At 62.5% G+C, this 19873-nt stretch carries 13 protein-coding genes; 10 read left to right on the forward strand and 3 right to left on the reverse strand.

What is annotated here, in order from left to right:
• The coding region (locus tag F1542_RS02235; RefSeq protein ID WP_193731598.1) for a Rieske 2Fe-2S domain-containing protein at positions 1–404 on the reverse strand (404 nt) is incomplete at its 3' end.
• Between the two features lie 133 nt (positions 405–537).
• Positions 538–924, reverse strand: a complete 387-nt coding sequence (locus tag F1542_RS02240; protein WP_193731599.1) for a VOC family protein — start codon at positions 922–924, stop codon at positions 538–540.
• A gap of 174 nt (positions 925–1098) precedes the next feature.
• On the opposite strand from F1542_RS02240, the gene F1542_RS02245 reads away from it, so the two are divergent.
• Positions 1099–1788 carry a YfdX family protein gene (locus F1542_RS02245; RefSeq protein ID WP_193731600.1) on the forward strand — a complete coding sequence of 230 codons (690 nt, stop codon included), beginning with the start codon at positions 1099–1101 and terminating at the stop codon, positions 1786–1788.
• Between the two features lie 53 nt (positions 1789–1841).
• On the opposite strand, the gene F1542_RS02250 is transcribed toward F1542_RS02245, so the two are convergent.
• Positions 1842–2309, reverse strand: a complete 468-nt coding sequence (locus F1542_RS02250; RefSeq protein ID WP_193731601.1) for a hypothetical protein — start codon at positions 2307–2309, stop codon at positions 1842–1844.
• Positions 2310–3095: 786 nt separating this feature from the next.
• Here F1542_RS02250 and F1542_RS02255 point away from each other — a divergent pair.
• The 9 genes from F1542_RS02255 to treY all read left to right on the forward strand — a co-directional run bounded on the left by F1542_RS02255 (position 3096) and on the right by treY (position 19859).
• On the forward strand, positions 3096–3629 hold the full coding sequence (locus F1542_RS02255) for a DUF4142 domain-containing protein (protein WP_193731602.1): 534 nt from the start codon (positions 3096–3098) through the stop codon (positions 3627–3629).
• Between the two features lie 127 nt (positions 3630–3756).
• A complete protein-coding gene (locus F1542_RS02260; RefSeq protein ID WP_193731603.1) occupies positions 3757–3945 on the forward strand; it encodes a hypothetical protein in 189 nt (62 codons plus the stop codon).
• Between the two features lie 564 nt (positions 3946–4509).
• Positions 4510–7017 (forward strand): alpha-glucan family phosphorylase, encoded by a 2508-nt coding sequence (glgP, locus tag F1542_RS02265; protein WP_193731604.1) that lies wholly within the window; start codon positions 4510–4512, stop codon positions 7015–7017.
• Positions 7018–7244: 227 nt separating this feature from the next.
• Positions 7245–8867, forward strand: coding sequence for a glycogen synthase GlgA (glgA, locus tag F1542_RS02270; RefSeq protein ID WP_193731605.1), 1623 nt, complete (start codon positions 7245–7247; stop codon positions 8865–8867).
• Positions 8868–8932: 65 nt separating this feature from the next.
• Positions 8933–11152, forward strand: coding sequence for a 1,4-alpha-glucan branching protein GlgB (gene glgB / locus F1542_RS02275; RefSeq protein WP_193731606.1), 2220 nt, complete (start codon positions 8933–8935; stop codon positions 11150–11152).
• Positions 11149–13263, forward strand: a complete 2115-nt coding sequence (gene glgX, locus F1542_RS02280) for a glycogen debranching protein GlgX (protein ID WP_193731607.1) — start codon at positions 11149–11151, stop codon at positions 13261–13263. The genes glgB and glgX overlap by 4 nt, the downstream gene beginning before the upstream one ends.
• Entirely contained in the window at positions 13260–15041 is a 1782-nt protein-coding gene (treZ, locus tag F1542_RS02285) for a malto-oligosyltrehalose trehalohydrolase (protein WP_193731608.1), read from the forward strand. The genes glgX and treZ overlap by 4 nt, the downstream gene beginning before the upstream one ends.
• Positions 15034–17118 carry a 4-alpha-glucanotransferase gene (malQ, locus tag F1542_RS02290; protein ID WP_193731609.1) on the forward strand — a complete coding sequence of 695 codons (2085 nt, stop codon included), beginning with the start codon at positions 15034–15036 and terminating at the stop codon, positions 17116–17118. The genes treZ and malQ overlap by 8 nt, the downstream gene beginning before the upstream one ends.
• On the forward strand, positions 17115–19859 hold the full coding sequence (gene treY / locus F1542_RS02295; protein ID WP_193731610.1) for a malto-oligosyltrehalose synthase: 2745 nt from the start codon (positions 17115–17117) through the stop codon (positions 19857–19859). The genes malQ and treY overlap by 4 nt, the downstream gene beginning before the upstream one ends.
• Positions 19860–19873: the final 14 nt, after the last annotated feature.

Consider the following 19873-nt stretch of genomic DNA (forward strand, 5'->3'; position numbering starts at 1 on the left):
TGATCGGCGTTGGTTGGAACGGGGGCGGGCAGGGGCAGGGCGACAGACTGGATCTGGATCCGTCCGTCCACCAGACGCGTGGGGTAGCGGGGCAGGGGGTCAAGCGCCAGTGGTTCGATCAGGCTGCCGTCATTCAGGTCAAAAACAGCCTTGTGCCATGGGCAGACCAGTTTGCCCGCGCATAACGTGCCCTGTTCCAGCGGTGCGCCCTTGTGTGGACAGGTTGCGGCAAAGACCCGCACCCGCTCCCCCTGCCGCACGACCAGAAAGGACCGGTCGCCCACCTGCATGCGGCGTGGGGTGGCATCTGCCAGATCCGCCAGCGGCATGACGTCATGCCAGGGGCCGTCCAGATCAGGGGATGACGGGGTGCGGATGGCGGGAAGTGTGGTCGCCTGCTGCATGGCGCGTCTCCTGCATTCCGGTGCCGGGCGGAAGCAGGGACGCGTACCGTCACGGCAAAAGGGTATACAGGGATCAATACGCCGCGTGGCGGTGAATGTTCCCCTGATAGCGCAATTGCCGCGCGTGTTGTTCTTACGCCGGCGGGACGCGATACATGGCACACAGCTTGTTGCCGGTCGGGTCACGCAGGTAGGCAAGGAACAGGTCACCGGATTCATGGTGACGGATGCCTGGCGGGTCTTCGCATGTCGTGCCGCCATTGGCCACGCCCGCCGCATGCCATTTGCGCACGGCATCTTCCGAACGGGCATGCAGGCCGATTGTCCCGCCATTGGCAGCCGTTGCGGGCTGGCCATTGATGGGCCTGGTCACGACCAGACGGCCGGTGCGGTCGGCATAAACCAGCCGGCCCTTGGCATTGATTTCCGACGGCGGCACATCAAGGGCTTCAAAGGTACGGTCATAGAATTTCTTCGAAGCTTCAATATCGTTCGAACCGATTACGATATGGGTAAACATGAAAGTTTCCTCTGTTCTGTCCGGACGCGATCATGGCATAGGCCGCGACAGGGCGGCAACCACGTCACGGCGGGGAATAAGCGTGGACCGGGGAGCAATTTTTTGTAACAATACCGGATGGGGTCAGCGATAGGGCTGACCAGTGACCTGATACGTTTGCTGAAAAGGAAAACCATGCGTCTTATTGCCTCACTGGCCGTCGTGACCGGACTGGTTGCAGCACCACTTGGCGCGCATGCGGCATCGCTGCATACCGACTGGGAAAAATACAAGGTAACCCGTGCGTTCAATCATCTGTCCGCTGATGGCCAGCGCGCGATGGCTGATATCCTGAATGCAAAGCAGATCCTTGACGGCGGCCAGACAGACGCCGCCATTCCCGCGCTGTACGACGCGACAAAGCGCCTGACCGCGGCAGGCAAGGCGAACAGCAAGTTCATGGCCGCTGAAAACAGCCTGCAGCCCGCTCCCCAGCATCCCGCACCCAACGGACATGTCGCGGGCACGACGCCGGTTGCGTGGGTGCCGGTTGGTGGTGAAATCATCGGCAGCGAGACGCTGGCACCGGAAAAGAAGACGGCCATTTCCACCGCCAATACCCAGCTGAAGGCCGGGAAGACCCAGCAGGCGGCACAGACGCTGCAGGTCGTGGCGGAAGATGCCGACTTCATCATGGCAATCACACCGCTGGACCAGACGCTGGGTGCGGTAAACCGCGCCACCGTCTTTACCGAAGCCCGTCACCCGAAGGAGGCTTCGGCGGCCCTGCAGCAGATTATTGACAATCTGGTTTTCGTTTCCGAAGATTTTGCTGAAACTGCCATTCCCGATCAGGGGCAGAAATCCGCCCCGGCCAGGAAATAACAGCCAGACCACCGGATGCCGCGCCACGTACGGGGCACCCGGCAGGGTGGGGATCATTCATCCCCACCCACCTTTTTCTTTTCACGTTCGGCATCCACGCTCATGCGCTGGAACACGCCAAGCGATACGACAATCAATGTCGCCACCACCAGCAGGCTGGCAGGGTAAAGGATATCGCCCGGTTCGCTGGTATTGGTTTCAAATACACCCACCAGCCCTTCTATGAACACCGCAATGATGATGGTGGTAATGAACTTGGTCAGGCTGGCGCGGGCTTCGCCCAGGCTTTTCTTGCCACTTGTCTGGATCACCTCCTCCTCGACAAAATACTTGGCCACGTCAAAGACCGCGACGGCAATAACGACATAGCTTATGGCCTGTAATATCGCGTTCCGGCCCGCATGCCATGAATGGCCCAGTGCGGACAGAAGGTTGACCATTCCGAATGTCAGAAGCAGCAGTGCAAGCAGCATGAGCATGACACTGGCGCAGGCAAAGGCGAAGCGTGACAGATGTTGCATGGACGGGTTCCGTCATTTCTGTAAGGGGGTGGCAGTTCACGGTCCGGCAGTGATTGTATGAAACCAGGTCTACCCTGCGCGTAGCAGCGACCGCACAGGCATGACCTTTTTTTACATGCGGCAGGCATGCAATGGTTTCAAGTACGGGCAGGCTGCCGCCTGTGATTTTTATATTATGAACTCGATACATAATTCATGAATTCATAAGGGAATATTATTTTTTTATTCTGCCTGGCGGAGCCGGAACCGCCTGCATCCTGTCCCGTTGATCTGTTCACAGCGTGTAGTTTCAGGATTGCTTCCCTATGACAGGCCCGACGGCGGCAGGGGAAAAACAAGGATCCCCATATATCGCTGTAATCAGCAAAACCGGGAAAGGTAAACGGTCATGGTTTGTCGCATCGATCCGCATGAACGCCTCAGTATCATCACAATGATCCCTGCCAACAGTCATGGCGGTGGATGAACCGCGCATGGTCCGGGCAATTTCGCTAACAATTCCGAAAAGATTGTAGCGGCACGGCATGAAGGCGGCCGGCATGGCCATGCACGGTCACATGGAAAAACCTGAATATGACGGGTGTACTTTCATGGGTTCCGTTTTCTTGCATGCGGACAGTCAGGCTGACCGGACCTGCTGATACGGTCGGCTACCATTTTCCGTGCCTGCCATGAATATCCGGTCCGGGCCATGAGGGAACAGGGCAGAGGTCATGTTCCTGTCCACCGTGATGATGGCCTGACTGCATGGAACACACCTGTTCCAAAATATCTGGAGTAAGCCAAATGAAGAAAAGCACAATACTGATGCTGGGGATGGCAGTATGCCTGTCCGCACCCGTCATGGCGCAGTCCATACCGGAAAAGGCAGGGATCAATTCCCTTATGGGCGTTGCCCCGCGTACGGAAGATTTTGTCAAGATCGCGACGATCAGTGACATGTTTGAAATCCAGTCCAGTGAACTGGCATTGCACAGCAAGGATACTGCCCTGACGGAATTCGCGACAAGGATGATCGCGGACCACAAGAAGACATCTGCCGCCCTGCAGGATCTTCTTCATAGCGGCAGCGTGCAGATACAGCAGCCTACCGCGCTGGATGAAACCCATCAGGACGAACTGGACAAGCTCAAGACCCTGCATGGACGTGATTTTGCCCTGCAATATAGAAGTGACCAGGTATCCGCACATGAAGATGCGGTGTCCCTGTTCCGGCGCTATGCTGAAAATGGCGAGAATGCCAGCCTGAAAACATGGGCGGCCAATACCCTGCCAACACTTGAAAACCACCTGCAGGCGGCAAGATCACTGCCGCAATAGGTGACGGTATGCCGTGTTCCCGTCATGCTGTTTTTTTTGTAAAATGATTATCCCGTTCCGCCCTGTCGGGTGCAACTTTCCACAATGCATGCTGTTGAAGCCGGATATCCGGTAAAGGATGGTTCCAATGAAGTATTCATCAAATGGAAATCCGCGGGACGGACGTGCCCCTGTCAATCCTACTCATGCCCCGCCATTCACGACACCTGAGCAGAAACGGCATGGTTTTATTGTCGGCTGCATGGTCGTCTTCTTTGTCACGCTGATTGCGATGGTCTGCTGGTTTTTCCCGCAGATCCCGCTTCCCAGATTCTGACATGCCACCATGAACACAAAAACACACATGACCCGAATGCCGGTCCGATATGGGCCGGCATTTGTTTTGGGGACTGTTTGAAAAAATCTGCTTTTTTAAACATCATGCAGATTAAAAAGAAGTTTTGGTGCAGCTTTTTTCAAAAAGTGCCAAGAAATTCCGTCTTTTTGAAAAAAGACGGTACCCGGAAACGTCAATTTTTCAATAAGCCTGCCCTACAATGTGCTGGCCGCACACCATAGCCCCAGCGATATGGGGGCAGGACAAGGCCTGAACGGCCGTAGCGGCGGAACCGGGTCTGTGTATATCGCTGTGCGTCAGGAAGCCATGTCACGGTGTTTCTTCCTTCTGCCAGATGGGCAGGGGATGTGAGCTGCTGTTGCGGTCGTGTGCATGTGCTGGATATGGGCGCCTGTTCCGCCACAGGGCGGGAGTATAAATGTGCCAGCCGGTCGAGCAGGGGCATGCTTCATGCAACCGCCCCGTTCAGGGGGCGTTGGCGGCAGGCCACGTCATGACGGGTGCCTGTCGCCAGCGCACCGGTCCCAGCAAGAATGTAGCGCCATGAGCGATATGACGCCATCATGCAATACCGATGATGAACAGGCAGTGACCGATCTGGCGCTGGATCTGCACTGGACATGGAATCACGCCACCGACCGGCTGTGGCGCCAGCTTGCGCCGGATATATGGGACCACACGCATAATGCGTGGACCGTATTGCTGAACACGCCGCGCAGCCACCTGCGCAGCCTGCTGGCAACGTCTGATTTTCGTGACATGCTGGCGCAACTGGTGCAGGCCCATGCCGACAGCCAGAAAAAACCGTCATGGTTCACGCCCGTCAGCACCATGACCCCGTCACCGACCATCGCCTATTTCAGCATGGAATACATGCTTGATGAGGCCCTGCCCATCTATTCCGGGGGCCTGGGCAATGTGGCAGGAGACCAGTTGAAGGCCGCCAGCGACCTTGGCGTACCGGTGGTGGCGGTGGGGCTGCTGTACGCGCAGGGGTATTTCCGGCAGGGTTTTTCCCCAACCGGGCAGCAGGAAGCCCTGTATCCCATTAACGATCCCGCCCAATTGCCGCTTACGCCGGTATGCGATGGCAATGGCGACCGGCTGCGGGTGCCCTTCCGCATTGCCACGGGGCAGGTCTGGCTGCGTGCGTGGCGGGCGCGGGTGGGGCGTACGGTGCTTTACCTGCTGGATACCAATGACCCCGACAACCCCCCGGATATCCGCTGTATCACAACGCAGCTTTATGGCGGGGATGATACGCTGCGCCTGCGGCAGGAACTGGTGTTGGGCATAGGGGGGTGGCGACTGCTGCGTGTGCTGGGGCTGCGGCCCGATGTCTGTCACCTGAACGAAGGCCATGCCGCCTTTGCCGCGCTTGAACGTGCATGCGGCCTGATGGAGGATCTGGGCATTTCCTTTGCCCATGCCCTGACCATTGCCCGCGCGGGCACGATCTTCACCACCCATACCGCGGTCCCCGCGGGATTTGACCGCTTTGCCCCGGAAATGGTGCGGCGGCATCTGGATTTTTATGCCCGCCATGACCTCCGCACCGATATTGCCGAGATCCTTGCGCTGGGACAGGGGGAGGGCGCATCCCCCGATACCCCCTTCAACATGGCCTGGCTGGCGCTGCGTGTCAGTGGCGCGGTCAATGCCGTCAGCCGCCTGCATGAACAGGTCAGCCGCAGCCTGTTCAATCCACTGTTTCCCCGCTGGCCACACGTTCAGGTGCCGGTATCCCATGTCACCAATGGCGTGCATGTGCCGACATGGGACAGTGCCGCCGCCGATGCGTTGTGGACCAGCGCTGCGGGCAAGGACCGCTGGCTTGGCACGCTGGAGGACGTGGAAAATGGTATCCGCGCCCTGCCCGCCCATGACCTGTGGCACAGCCGCATGCAGGCCCGTGCGGCACTGGTCGGGTTCATTGCGGACCAGCACGGCGCGCGTTCATGTCTTGCGGGCGGACAGCATGATTGCGGCATGCCATCACCGCAATTCGATCCCGCTGCCCTGACCATCGGTTTCGCCCGTCGCTTTGTCGCCTACAAACGTCCCGACCTGCTTTTGCATGATCCCGACAGGCTGGCCCGTATCCTGACCAGTACGGACCGCCCGGTGCAACTGGTGATCGCGGGCAAGGCGCATCCGCGCGACATGGCGGGGCAGGCGCTGATTACACGATGGATGGATTTCATCCGGCGGCCTGATCTGTGCGGCCGGGCAACCTTTCTGGTAGATTATGACATGTCCATTGCCCGGCGGCTGGTGGAAGGGGTGGATCTGTGGGTCAATACGCCCCTGCGCCCGTGGGAAGCCTGTGGCACCAGCGGTATGAAAGTACTCGTCAATGGTGGCCTGAACGTGTCGGAACCGGACGGGTGGTGGGCCGAAGCGGGTGCGCCGGATGTCGGCTGGGTCATTGGGGATGGCATGGATCATGGCGAAGGCCCCGCGCGTGACGCTTATGATGCGGACAGCCTTTATACCCTGCTGGAAAACGAAATCGTTCCCCTGTTTCATCAGCGTGACGGGGCGGGCATACCGCAGGGATGGGTTGCGGTGATGCGTGAAAGCATGGCCCGTCTGACCCCACGTTTTTCGGCCAACCGGGCCGTGCGTGACTATACACAGCGGTTTTACCTGCCTGCCGCCGCCGCCTGTCGCGCGCGTCTGGCCGATGGCGGGGCAAAAGCGGCCGCAATCGGTCGCTGGCGGCAAGCGCTGGCGGCGGGGTGGCATGACATACGCTTTGGCGCGCTACGGGTCACGCGCGTGGCGGACCGCTGGCGTATCGGTATCGACGTGCATCTGGGGGCGATTACGGCGGACATGGTGCAGGTACAGCTTTATGCCGATGTGGCGGCCGGAACCCCGGTCATCGTGCTGATGACACCGGCGCCGGGCGGGGCGGATGGGCAACTGACCTACAGCGCGGAAGTGAATGCCACGCGTGCTGCGACCGATTATACGCCACGGGTTGTGGGCTTTCATCCCGATGCCGCCATCCCGCTGGAAGCCGCCTTCATCACATGGCAGAAATAGGCGCGGCCCCTGTGCGGAGAAATAATAACGCCAAGTCTATATTTGGTTATTTTGTCACATAATTGCCATTTTTATTATATCCGGAATTTCTGAACAATATTCAGAAGTAATGGTTCGTCATCATAAGATCACATAACCGTGTTGGTGAGACCATGCAGTCCATGGCCCGTTAACTGCCTAGAACCAGAAAATATGACCGGTTTTTCCCCCTGCAAGGAAACAGGCCGATGGTCCGTGCGGTTACCACTTTCTTTTCCCCGATCCGGCTGCTGTCTGTCACGGCGGAGATGTTTCCCTTCGTCAAGACCGGGGGGCTGGGTGACGTGGCGGGTTCGCTACCTGCCGCCCTGACCCCCTATGGTGTCATGGTCACGACGCTGCTGCCGGGCTATCCCGCCGTCATGGCGGCTGCGCGTGAACGTCGGGCGGTCGCCCATATGGACAACCTGCTGGGGCACGCGGCCACATTATGGTCCGCAACCGTCGCGGGGCTGGACCTGCTGATCCTTGACGTGCCTGAACTGTTTGACCGCCCGGGCAATCCCTATATGTGCCCCGACGGGCAGGACTGGCCTGATAACGGCATCCGTTTCGCGGCCCTGTCGCGCATGGCCGCCGATATCGCGCAGGGTCGCATCGACCAGTACCGCCCCGATATCGTACAGGCGCATGACTGGCAGGCGGGGCTTGTGGCAGCCTACCTGCATCATGACGCCATTGCGATGGGAACGCCCCGCACGCCGGTGGTCCAGACCATCCACAACCTTGCATTCCAGGGACGGTTTCCCGCCGCCTGCCTGGCACGGTTCGGCCTGCCGCCTGAAGCGTTCTCGATCGAAGGATGCGAATGCTATGGCGCGATCAGCTTTCTCAAGGCCGGGCTGTACTATTCCGACCGCATCACCACCGTTTCCCCCAGCTATGCGCAGGAAATCCAGACACCCGAGGGCGGCATGGGGCTGGATGGCCTGCTGCGCCATCGCAGCGACAGGCTGGAAGGGATCCTGAACGGGATCAATACCGACATATGGAACCCTGCCAGTGATCCGGCAGTACACTTTCCCTACGTGGTGGGGGACATGACCGGGCGCGCGTTCAACAAGCGCGACCTGCAGTCGGAATTCGGCCTGTGGGCGGACCCCAGTGCCTTCGTGATCGGTATTGTCAGCCGCCTGACCGCGCAGAAGGGCATTGACCTGCTGGCCGATGTCATGGCCCGGCTGCTGGTGGGCAATACCCAGATCATTGTGGTGGGGGAAGGGGACCGGGATATTGAACGTGGCCTTGTCGCCCTGCAACGGCAGTTCCCCGGACGGTTTGCGTGCCGTATCGGGTATAGCGAAGTACTGGGCCACCGCGTGCCCGCGGCTGTGGACGCGCTGCTTGTTCCCTCGCGTTTCGAGCCCTGCGGGCTGACGCAGCTTGGCGCGCTGCGTTACGGGGCCGTGCCGATCGCATCACGCGTGGGAGGGCTTGCGGATACCATTGTGGACGCCAACCCCGCCGCACTGGCGCGTGGCGGGGCGACGGGGTTCCTGTTCGCACCCGTTGATGGCGATACGCTTGTCGCGTGCGTCAACCGCGCACGCACGCTGTATCGCCGCAACCGGCTGGCCTGGCGTCAGTTGCAGCACAATGGCGCGGCGTATGACGTATCATGGAATGACAAGGCCGCGCATTACGTCATGCTGTTTGCCGAAGTGCTGGGGGTCGACCTGTCAGCGCCTGCGGTGTCGAACGTGATCTCCCTGTCCGGTGGGGCGGATATGGGCATGCGCCTGCGTGAAGGGCGCAGGCGCACCATTGCCCGGCGGCCCCCGCGCCTGTCCCGCCCGCTTGCCGCGCCTTAGCCCGCGCGCGGCGATACCTGTTCAACGGCGTCATTACATTTAAAGACAATAATAAAGGCCACGGCATGAGGATCAGGCACGATGCAGCCCACTATTCCCTTCCCGAAGGCGTTGATGACCTGGTGCATGGACGCAGTCCCGACCCGTTTTCCATCCTTGGCCGCCATAATATGGGCAAGGTCGATGTCATCCGTGTCATGTACCACGACGCAGCCCGTGTACGGCTGGTGGTCGAACGCCCGCGCGCGGGCGCGATCGAACGCCCCATGCGGCGCATGGGGGATACCGGACTGCATGTCGGCACGATCCCCGCAGGCGCACGCTATCACCTGAAAATCCAGTGGGCCGATGCGGCGGAGGAAACGGATGATCCCTACGCCTTCGGCCTGCTGGTGCCGGAGGCGGACCTGCGCCTGTTTTCCGAAGGACGGCATCCACACCTCGACCGCGTCATGGGGGCGCAGCCCATGGTGGTGGAGGGGACGGCGGGCGTGCGCTTTGCCGTATGGGCCCCCAATGCGCGGCGGGTTTCGGTTATCGGGGATTTCAATTTCTGGGACGGCAGGCGTCATCCCATGCGCCTGCGCCACGGGGCGGGGGTATGGGAACTGTTCATTCCCGGCCTTGGCCCCGGGGAGCGGTACAAATTCGAGATCATGACGCGCGAAGGCCATATCCTGCCGCAGAAGGCCGATCCCTTCGCCCGCTTTGCCGAACGTCCCCCCGCCACTGCGTCCGTCATTGCCTCTCCCGCGCCCTTTGCGTGGCAGGACCATGAGTGGATGGAACAGCGCGCGGGCAGGCAGCGCGAGGATGCGCCCGTTGCCATATACGAACTGCATGTTCCCTCATGGCGCAGGCCGCAGGGCGATCCCGACCGCATCATGACATGGCGTGAACTGGCGGCGGAACTGATCCCGTATGTAGTGGAGGCGGGCTTTACGCATGTCGAACTCATGCCCGTGATGGAATACCCGTTTGGCGGGTCATGGGGATACCAGCCGCTGGGCCTGTTCGCCCCGTCCGCACGCCACGGGACGCCAGCGGATTTCGCGGCCTTTGTCGATGCCTGCCACGGTGCGGGCCTGGGTGTGATACTGGACTGGGTACCTGCCCATTTCCCCAATGATGTCCATGGTCTGGTCAATTTTGACGGCTGCGCGCTGTATGAACACCAGGACCCGCGCGAAGGGGTGCACCGCGACTGGAACACCCACATCTACAATCTTGGCCGGCATGAGGTGCGCGGTTTCCTGATCGCCAGTGCGCTGATGTGGCTGGAACGCTTCCATATCGACGGCCTGCGGGTCGATGCAGTGGCGTCCATGCTGTACCGTGACTACAGCCGCCGGGATGGGGAGTGGATACCCAACATACATGGCGGCCGTGAAAACCTGGAGGCCGTGGCCTTCCTGCGGCAACTGAACCAGGCCGTGCACGACGCCATGCCCGACACCATTACGGTGGCGGAGGAATCAACCGCGTGGCCCGGTGTCACCCGTCCGGTGGAACAGGGGGGGCTGGGGTTTTCATACAAATGGAACATGGGCTGGATGCATGACAGCCTGCGGTTCTTTGGCCGTGACCCGTTATGGCGGGGCTATCACCTGCCGGAAATCCTGTTCGGGCTGCATTATGCTTTCAGTGAGCGGTTCATCCTGTGCCTTTCACATGACGAGGTCACGCACGGCAAGGGATCGCTGCTGTCACGCATGCCCGGTGACAACTGGCAGCGCCATGCCAGCATGCGGCTGTTCCTGGCCTTCATGTGGGCGCATCCGGGCAAGAAGCTGGTTTTCATGGGCATGGAATTCGCACAGGAAGGCGAGTGGTCGCATGATGGCCAGCCCGAATGGCACACCCTGCCCGATCCGTTCAAATCCGGCATGCTGCGGCTTGTGACCGATCTCAACCATATGTACCGCACGTTGCCCGCATTGCATGCGCAAGACTGCGACCCCGCAGGCTTTGCGTGGGTCATTGGCGATGACACCGTCAATACGGTCCTTGCATGGCTGCGCCTTGCCCCCGGTCATGCGCCGGTTCTTGTCGTGCTCAACATGACGCCGGTGGCGCGTCACGACTACCGCGTGGGCGTGCCGGTTGGGGGGGCGTGGCGTGAATGCCTCAATTCCGATGCCACAGAATATGGCGGTAGTGGGGTGGGCAACGGGGGATATGCCATGGCGACGGACCATGCCGCCCACGGGCACCCGTGTTCGTGCGTCCTGACGCTGCCGCCGCTGGCCGCGCTTTACCTTCATCCGGCAGGAGATGGATCATGATGCGCTTTCCGTCTTCGCTCCTGCCCGGAATGCCCACGCGCCTTGGTGCGCACTGGGACGGCATGGGCGTCAATTTCGCGGTCTTTTCCGCCAATGCGCAGCAGATTGACCTGTGTCTGTTTGACCCGCGCGACCGGCGCGAGATCGCACGGTTCCACCTGCCCGAATACACCGACGAAGTCTGGCATGGCTACCTGCCGGATGCGGAACCGGGGCTGCTGTACGGCTTTCGTGCCTTCGGGCCGTACGACCCGGTCAACGGGCACCGGTTCAATCCCCACAAGCTGCTGATCGACCCGTACGCCCGTCGCCTGACCGGCCCGATTTCATGGTCGGACATGCAGTTTGGCTACCGGCTGCACTCACCCCGCGCCGACCTGTCGTTCGACCGGCGCGACAGCGCGCCCTACATGCCGCGCTGCGTGGTGGAGAACGATGCCTATGAATGGGAAGACGATGTCCTGCCCCGCGTGCCATGGGACCGTACCGTCATCATGGAAGCCCACGTAAAGGGGTTGACCATGCGCCGGGAAATGGATCGCAATCCCCAGCCCGGCACATTCCAGGCACTGGGCGCGCCGGAAATGATCGCCCACCTGCACCGTCTGGGTGTCACCACCATCGAACTGCTGCCCATCCAGTGCTTTGCGCCCGAACGTTACCTGCTGGAACGTGGGCTGACCAATTACTGGGGCTACAACACGCTGGCGTTTTTCGTGCCGCATGCGGGTTATCTGGCCAGCGGGTCGCCGCACGAACTGCGCGCGGCGGTCCGCAGGCTGCACAAGGCGGGGATCGAGGTGGTGATGGACGTAGTCTACAACCACACCTGCGAAGGCAGCGAACTGGGGCCGACCCTGTGTTACCGGGGGCTGGACAATGCCACCTATTACCGTCTTGTGCCGGGGAATGAACGCCACCTGATAAACGATACCGGGTGTGGCAATACGCTCAACCTGTCACACCCGCGCGTGTTGCAGATGGTACTGGATTCCCTGCGCTACTGGGCGAGCGATTTCCATATCGATGGCTTCCGCTTCGACCTTGCTCCCGTGCTGGGGCGTGAACCGTATGGCTTTGACCCCGGATCGGGTTTTTTCGATGCGATCATACAGGATCCCGTCCTATCCAGCCGCAAGCTGATTTCCGAACCGTGGGATCCGGGGCCGGGCGGGTACCAGTTTGGCAATTTTCCACCCGGCTTTGCCGAATGGAATGACCGTTTCCGCGATACGACGCGCCGCTTCTGGCGGGGGGATGCGATGCAGCAGGGCGAAATGGCGGCCCGTATCGCAGGGTCGGGCGACCTGCTGGACAAGCGGGGACGCAGGCCATGGAGTTCGATCAACATCCTGACCACGCATGACGGGTTCACGCTGGAAGACGTGGTCAGCTATGCCGGGCGGCATAACGAGGCCAACAAGGAAAACGGGCAGGACGGCAGCGCTGAAAACTACAGCGCCAACTGGGGCGTGGAAGGGCCAAGCGATGATCCCGCCATACTGGACCTGCGTGGCCGCGTGCAGCGCGCGATGATGGCGACCCTCATGCTGTCCCATGGCACGCCCATGCTGCTGGCGGGTGACGAGTTCAACCAGACGCAGAACGGCAACAACAATGCCTATTGTCAGGACAATAACATAAGCTGGCTGGACTGGAGCCGTGCGGAAACGCCCGCAGGAAAGATGATGACCGGGTTCGTGGCACGGCTGGCGATACTGCGCCGGGCGCATCCCTCGCTCCGGGCCGCGCGTTACATGCATGGGCGGCATCATCCATTGCCCGACCTGCCCGATATAGGCTGGTTCCGCCGCGACGGTTCCCCCATGGGACAGGAACAGTGGGGCGAGGAAGCCTTCCACCTGCTGGGCGTACGCCGCGCCAGCACGGAGGCGGGCAGCGTGGACATTACCTACATGCTGCTCAACCCCGGCGGTGATGACATTCACGCCACCCTGCCGGGACCTGCGGGACGGTGGACGCTGCTGCTGGACACCACCCGACCAGAACAGCCGGAAACGGCGCTGGATGAGGCCGCCGATGATGTTGTCGTCCCCGCGCATGGTCTGGTGCTGCTGTCAGTCACGCCCGGGGCGGAGGACGCGCCATGAACCGGTATTTCCAGTATCCCCGCCATGCCGGGGCCACGGTTGTGGACGGGGGGCATACGCGTTTCCGCCTGTGGGCGCCGTCATGCGATACGGTGGCGCTGGAGGTGGAAGGTCATGCCCCGGCGCCGATGGCACGGCGTAAGGGGGGATGGTACGAATGCGTCTTTCCCTGCGGTCCCGGCGCGCGCTACCGCTACCGTGTCGCTCCCGACCTTGCGGTGCCCGACCCCGCATCATGCTACCAGCCCGATGACGTGCACGGGCCGAGCATGGTGGTCGATCCCGGTGCGTATGACTGGCAGTATCCACGCTGGTCCGGGCGGCCATGGCATGATGTGGTGATATATGAACTGCATGTGGGGTTGATGGGCGGGTACGAAGGTGTCGCGCGCGAACTGCCCCGCATCGCCGCCCTTGGGGTCACAGCCATCGAACTCATGCCCCTGTCGGAAATACCGGGTGGCCGCAACTGGGGATATGACGGCGTGTTTCCCTATGCACCGGAATCCGCCTATGGCTATCCCGATGCTCTCAAGGCGCTGGTCGACGCGGCGCATGGGCTTGGGCTTATGGTGTTCCTTGACGTGGTGTACAACCACTTCGGGCCGGACGGGAATTACCTGACTGGTTATGCCGCACCTTTTTTCCGTGCCGACCTGCCTACGCCATGGGGGGCGGCCATTGATTTCCGGCAGGCCGCCGTACGCACGTTTTTTGAGGATAACGCGCTTTACTGGCTGATGGAATTCCGTTTTGACGGATTGCGGCTGGATGCGGTGCAGGCCATTGCCGAACGGGACTGGCTGCGTGAACTGCCCACACGCATCCGCACCCGTACCGAACCGGGGCGCCATGTCCACCTGATCGTGGAAAACGAGAATAATGACGCGGGCCTGCTGCGCGCGGGCTATCGCGCGCAGTGGAATGATGACGCCCATAACGCCCTGCATGTGATGCTGACGGGCGAGGATGAGGGATATTACGCCAACTTTACCCCCGATCCCACAGCCGCCCTGGCGCGCGTGCTGGCGGAAGGCTTTGCCTTTCAGGGGGAAATCTCGCCCGTTACCGACAGGCCGCGTGGCAGCCCGAGTGGCGACCTGCCGTCCGACCGGTTCATCATCTTCCTGCAGAACCATGACCAGATCGGCAACCGGGCGCTGGGCGAACGGTTGAGCGTGCTCGCCCCGGAACCGGCGTTGCGCGCGGCCTACGGGCTTGTGCTGCTGTGTCCGCAGATTCCCATGCTGTTCATGGGGGAGGAATGGGGATCACGCCAGCCCTTCCTGTTCTTCACCAGCCATACGCCCGGTCTGGGCCGAATCGTGCGTGACGGGCGGCGTAGGGAATTCGCGGCGTTTTCACATTTTACGTCCGAGAAGATGCGTGACACCATTCCGGACCCCAATGCGCCGGAAACCTTTACCGCGTCCCGCCTGCACGATGCGGAACGCACGGCACCGGAGCATGTGGCGTGGACTGCCTTCATCCATCACCTGCTGGCGCTGCGTCATCGCTGGATCATGCCCCGCCTGGCCGGTGCCCATGCCATCGGGGCACGGGTGATCGGGCCAGGGGCGGTGGTGGCGCGGTGGCGCATGGGGGATGGGGCGGTGCTGGGCATCGCGCTCAATCTGGGGGACGTGTCCGTTCCCATGCCCGATGCGCCGCGGGGACAGCGCCTGTATATCCTGCTCGGGCCGGAAACCTGCGGGATTTCAGGCGTTCTGCCTGCCTGTTCCGTCATGGTCTGCCTTGCCGAGGTGCCCGATGAATAACCGCGACCTTGTCGATCGCGCCCGCCATGTCGGGCTGAGCATGCGCTGGCGTGACGCGGCGGGGCAGATCCACCGTGTGTCCAACGAAAGCGTGCGCCGCCTGCTGACGGTGCTGGAGGGGCATGGCGGTCCAGCCACCGCCGGACTGCCGCCCATGGTGGTGACGATGGTGGGGCAGGTCACCCCGCTGGTCCTGCCCGACAATACACAGGCCGCCGATTTCCGCATCGAGATGGAAACCGGGGACGTGATGGAGGGGCCACTGCGCCGTATACGGGGGCGGCCCGCATTGCCGCCTGTTCGGGTGTGCGGGTATCACCGCGTGTCCATCGGTCCGCACGTCACAACCCTTGCGGTGGCCCCGCAGGCCTGCCCGACTGTTGGCACGCGGATGGATGGGGCGGGATCCGGCCGGCCATGGGGGCTGGGAGCGCAGGTCTATAGCCTGCGCACGCCCGGTGACGGTGGCATGGGCCATCTGGGCGCGGTGGCCACGCTGGCGCGCCTTGCGGCGGCACGGGGGGCGGATGCGCTGGCCATAAGCCCGGTCCATGCCATGTTTGCCGCGCGTGTGGGGCAGTACAGCCCGTATTCGCCGTCCACGCGCCTGTTCCTCAATGTGCTGCTGGCGGACCCGCTGGCGGTATTCGATACCGCGACGGTGCAGGCGGCGGGGCTGCGTAACGGCAGGACTTATGTCGATACGGTCAGGACGCTGGAAGATGCGCCGCTGATCGACTGGCCACAGGCTGCCACCCGGCGTTACGAACTGCTGCGGCGACTGTATGATGAACGGATCGTGCCCAATCCGCCTGCCGAACTTGCACAGTTCCGTAAGATACGTGGCATACCATTGGAACAGCACGCCGTGTTTGAGACCCTGCATGCCTATTTCACCACCCGGGGCGCCCGTGGCGGGGACTGGCGGCAGTGGCCACTGGCAATGCGCCGCCCCGACAGCCCGGAGGTGGCGCGTTTTGCCCATGAATTCGCCCATGACGTCAGCTTTCATGTGTTCTTGCAGTGGCTGGCCGCAAAAAGCATGGAACAGGCATGTGGTGCCGCGCGCGCGGCGGGCATGCGTATTGGTCTGGTGGCCGACATGGCGGTGGGCGTTGACCCGACCGGCAGCGAATGCTGGGCGCGGCAGCAGGAATTCCTGGTGGGGGCGTCCATTGGCGCGCCGCCCGATGCGCTAAGCCCGGTAGGGCAGGACTGGGGGCTGACCACCTTTTCCCCCGCCGGGCTGCAGGCGGGGGGCTATGGTGCCTTTATCGACACGGTGCGCGCGGGGCTGGCCCACGGGGGCGGGTTGCGCATTGACCACGTCATGGCGCTGGAGCGGTTATGGGTCATACCGCAGGGTGGTACATCGGCCGAAGGGGCGTACCTGTCCTTTCCCGTGCGTGACCTCATGCGGCTCGTCGCGCTGGAAGCGGCGCGCGCCAATGCCATCGTGATTGGCGAGGATCTGGGCACGGTCACCTCCGCCTTTCGCACCATGGCGCACAAGCACGGGATCATGGGCATGAACGTGCTGTTTTTCGAACGCACGCCACAGGGGGCGTTCAGGCCACCGGGTACGTGGTCGGCCAACGCGACCGCCATGACCACGACGCACGATCTGCCCACCGTGGCGGGCTGGTGGCAGGGGACCGATATCGACTGGCGCGTGAAACTGGGCCAGATGGCCCCGGGTGTTGATGGCGTCACCCTGAATGACGAGCGCGAGAATGACCGCACCGCGCTATGGGCGGCGATGATGGCGCAACGCGACACGCTGCCATCCGACCCGGCCGTACGCAGGAAGCCATCTGTGGAAAAACCCCCCGCCACAGCCGACGGCGCCGTAAAGGTAGTTGATGAAGCCATCGGGTTCGTTGCCCGCGCGTCATGCCCGCTGGCGGTCATTCCGGTGGAGGACCTGCTGGGCCTGAACGAACAGCCCAATCTGCCGGGTACCACTACCGGCCACCCCAACTGGTGCAGGCGGTATCCGGGCATGACCGCGACCCTGCTGTCCGGCGTGGCGGCGCGCCGGCGTTTCGGTCGGCTGCGGGCGGGACGGTCGTCATGAACAGCCGCCACGGCGGGCCGTCGGTACGGGCGACGTACCGCCTTCAGTTCCGGGGCGGGATGACGCTGGATGGCGCAACCGCACTCGTGCCGCAGCTTGCGCGGCTGGGCATAAGCCATCTCTATGCCTCGCCAGTGTTTGCCGCCACGCCCGGTTCCACGCATGGTTATGACACGATCCGCCATGACCGGATCGATCCAGCGCTGGGGGACGAAGCGGCACTGGCACGGCTGGCCGCGCGACTGCATGCCCATGGCATGGGGCTGGTCATGGATATCGTGCCCAACCACATGGCGGCGGATGCGCACAACCCATGGTGGATGGACGTGCTGACATGGGGGCGGGCATCACTGCACGCCAACTGGTTCGATATCGAATGGGACGTGCCCGACCCCGATCTGCGCGGGCGTGTCGTGCTGCCTTTCCTTGACCGTCCGTTTGATGACGCGCTGACGGCGGGCATGCTGGCATTGCGGCATGATGGGGAAAGCGGGCTGTTTTTCATCCATCACCATGACCATCGCTTTCCGCTCTGTCCCACCGGGTATGCTGCCCTTCTGGCGGTGGTCGATGCGCCGGGGGATCTGCTTGCGGCCTTTACCACCGTGGCCATGCGCGCGGGTCCGGGGCGGGAGGCCGATGCGGCGCTGGACAGGCTGCGGCAATGGGTGGCGACTGGCGCGGGAAGGGTGGCCATGGCGCGTATCGCCATGCTTCATGACGGCACCGGGCTGTCGGGCCGCGCGCGCCTTGTGGACGTGCTGGCGGGGCAGGCATGGCAACTGGCAGGGTGGCGCGATGGGGCGCTGCGCCTGAACTGGCGGCGGTTTTTTGATATTACCGGCCTTGTCAGCCTGAGCATCGAACGTGAAGAGGTGTTCGACGCCGTGCACGACTATGTTTTGTCCCTGTACCGGCGCGGACTGGTTGATGGCCTGCGGGTGGATCATATCGATGGATTGGGCGCGCCCGCCATCTACTGCCAGCGCCTGCGCGCCCGGCTGGATGCCCTGACACCCGACCGGCCCCGGGATGTACTGCCCGGCGGAGCGGTCTATGTTGAAAAAATCCTGATTGCGGGGGAAAAGATCCCCGCCGCATGGCCGGTTGACGGCACGACGGGCTATGACTTCATGGATCAGGTATCGGCCGTGCTGCATGACCCGGACGGGGCCACGGTGCTGGACAGGCTATGGGCCGGATGTGGTCCCGATGCCCAGCCCCTTGGCCCGATCGTGCAGGCAGCGCGCACCTATCTGCTTGAGCATGTCTTTTGCGCGGAATTCGGCCATCTGGCTACCCTGCTGCGCCATTGCCTGCCCGATGAGGACGGATCATGGGCGGCACAGGATATGCGGCCCGTGCTGGCATGCCTGCTGCTGCATTTTCGCCCCTACCGCACCTATTTCGGTGATGAGGCGGTGCAGGACCATGCAGCGGACCGCCTGATGCTGGATGCGGCAAAGATGGCGGCGCGCCAGACCATGACCGGGGAGCAGGCCATGGTGGTGGAGGATGTCATGCGCCTGCTGTCGGCCCGTCCCGAACAGGCGCCGCCCCCTGTCATGCGCCGGGCGCAACTGGCCTTTGAACACCTGACCGCACCACTGGCCGCCAAATCGCTGGAGGATACGGCCTTCTACCGTTACGTTCGCCTGCTGTCGCGCAACGAAGTGGGATCGGACCCCGCGATACTGGGGCTGCCGGTCGCGGCTTTCCACGCCTGTTGTAAGTCCCGTCAGGAACAGTTTCCCCATGCAATGCTGGCGACCGCGACCCACGACCACAAGCGCGGGGAGGATGCCCGCGCCCGCCTTGCGGTACTGAGCGCCATGCCTGTCGAATGGGAACGGCAGGTACATGACTGGTTCGCCCATAACGGGGCTGTCGGCCGGGGCGGCCCCGACCGTATTGATGAACTGATGCTGTACCAGACGCTGGTCGGGACGTGGCCGCTGAAGCCGTTTGCGAATGAGGCCGAACGGCTGCATTTCCGCAGGCGCATCCAGCAATGGCAGACCAAGGCCCTGCGTGAAGCCAAGCGCCACACCGGCTGGATCAGTCCCGATACGGCGTATGAGGATGCCTGCACCGGTTTTGTCGACCGCCTGCTTGATCCCGTTGCCAGTGCAGCGTTCCTGCGGCAGATGGCGGGATTTGTGGGCCGCATCGCCCCGGCGGGTGCGGTAAACGGTCTTGCGCAGACGCTGCTGCGCCTGACCGTACCGGGGGTGCCGGACCTGTATCAGGGGTGTGACCTGTGGGATTTCAGCCTTGTCGATCCCGATAACCGTGCCCCGGTCAATTTCGACTACCGTGCCGGACTGCTGGAACATTCCACCAGTTTTGCCGCCGCCGCGGCCGAATGGCGCACGGGACGGGTCAAGCAGGACATGATCCGCCGTATCCTGGCGTTCCGGCAGAATTATCCCGACCTGTTCATATATGGAACCTATGAACCGGTGGAGATCAGGGGGCGGGACCGCGTTCACGCCATTGCCTTCCTGCGGCGGCATGGGGGCATCAGCCTGCTGGTCGTCGCACCCCGCCTGCCATCGGCATTGGGGGTACAGGCCGCGGATCTGTCGGTGGGGCACGATGTTGACCTTGGGCTTGAACTGCCGCGCCTGCATGGGCCGTGGCACAGCCTGCTGGGGGATGTGCCACGGCAGGTGACGCATCCGTTCACGCGCGGGCAGGTGCCGCTGGCCTGTCTTGTGCACCATGCGGTGGGGGAATAACGCAGCGGCCTGCC

The sequence above is a fragment of the Komagataeibacter sp. FXV3 genome, assembly GCF_015155755.1.
Taxonomy (GTDB): domain Bacteria; phylum Pseudomonadota; class Alphaproteobacteria; order Acetobacterales; family Acetobacteraceae; genus Komagataeibacter.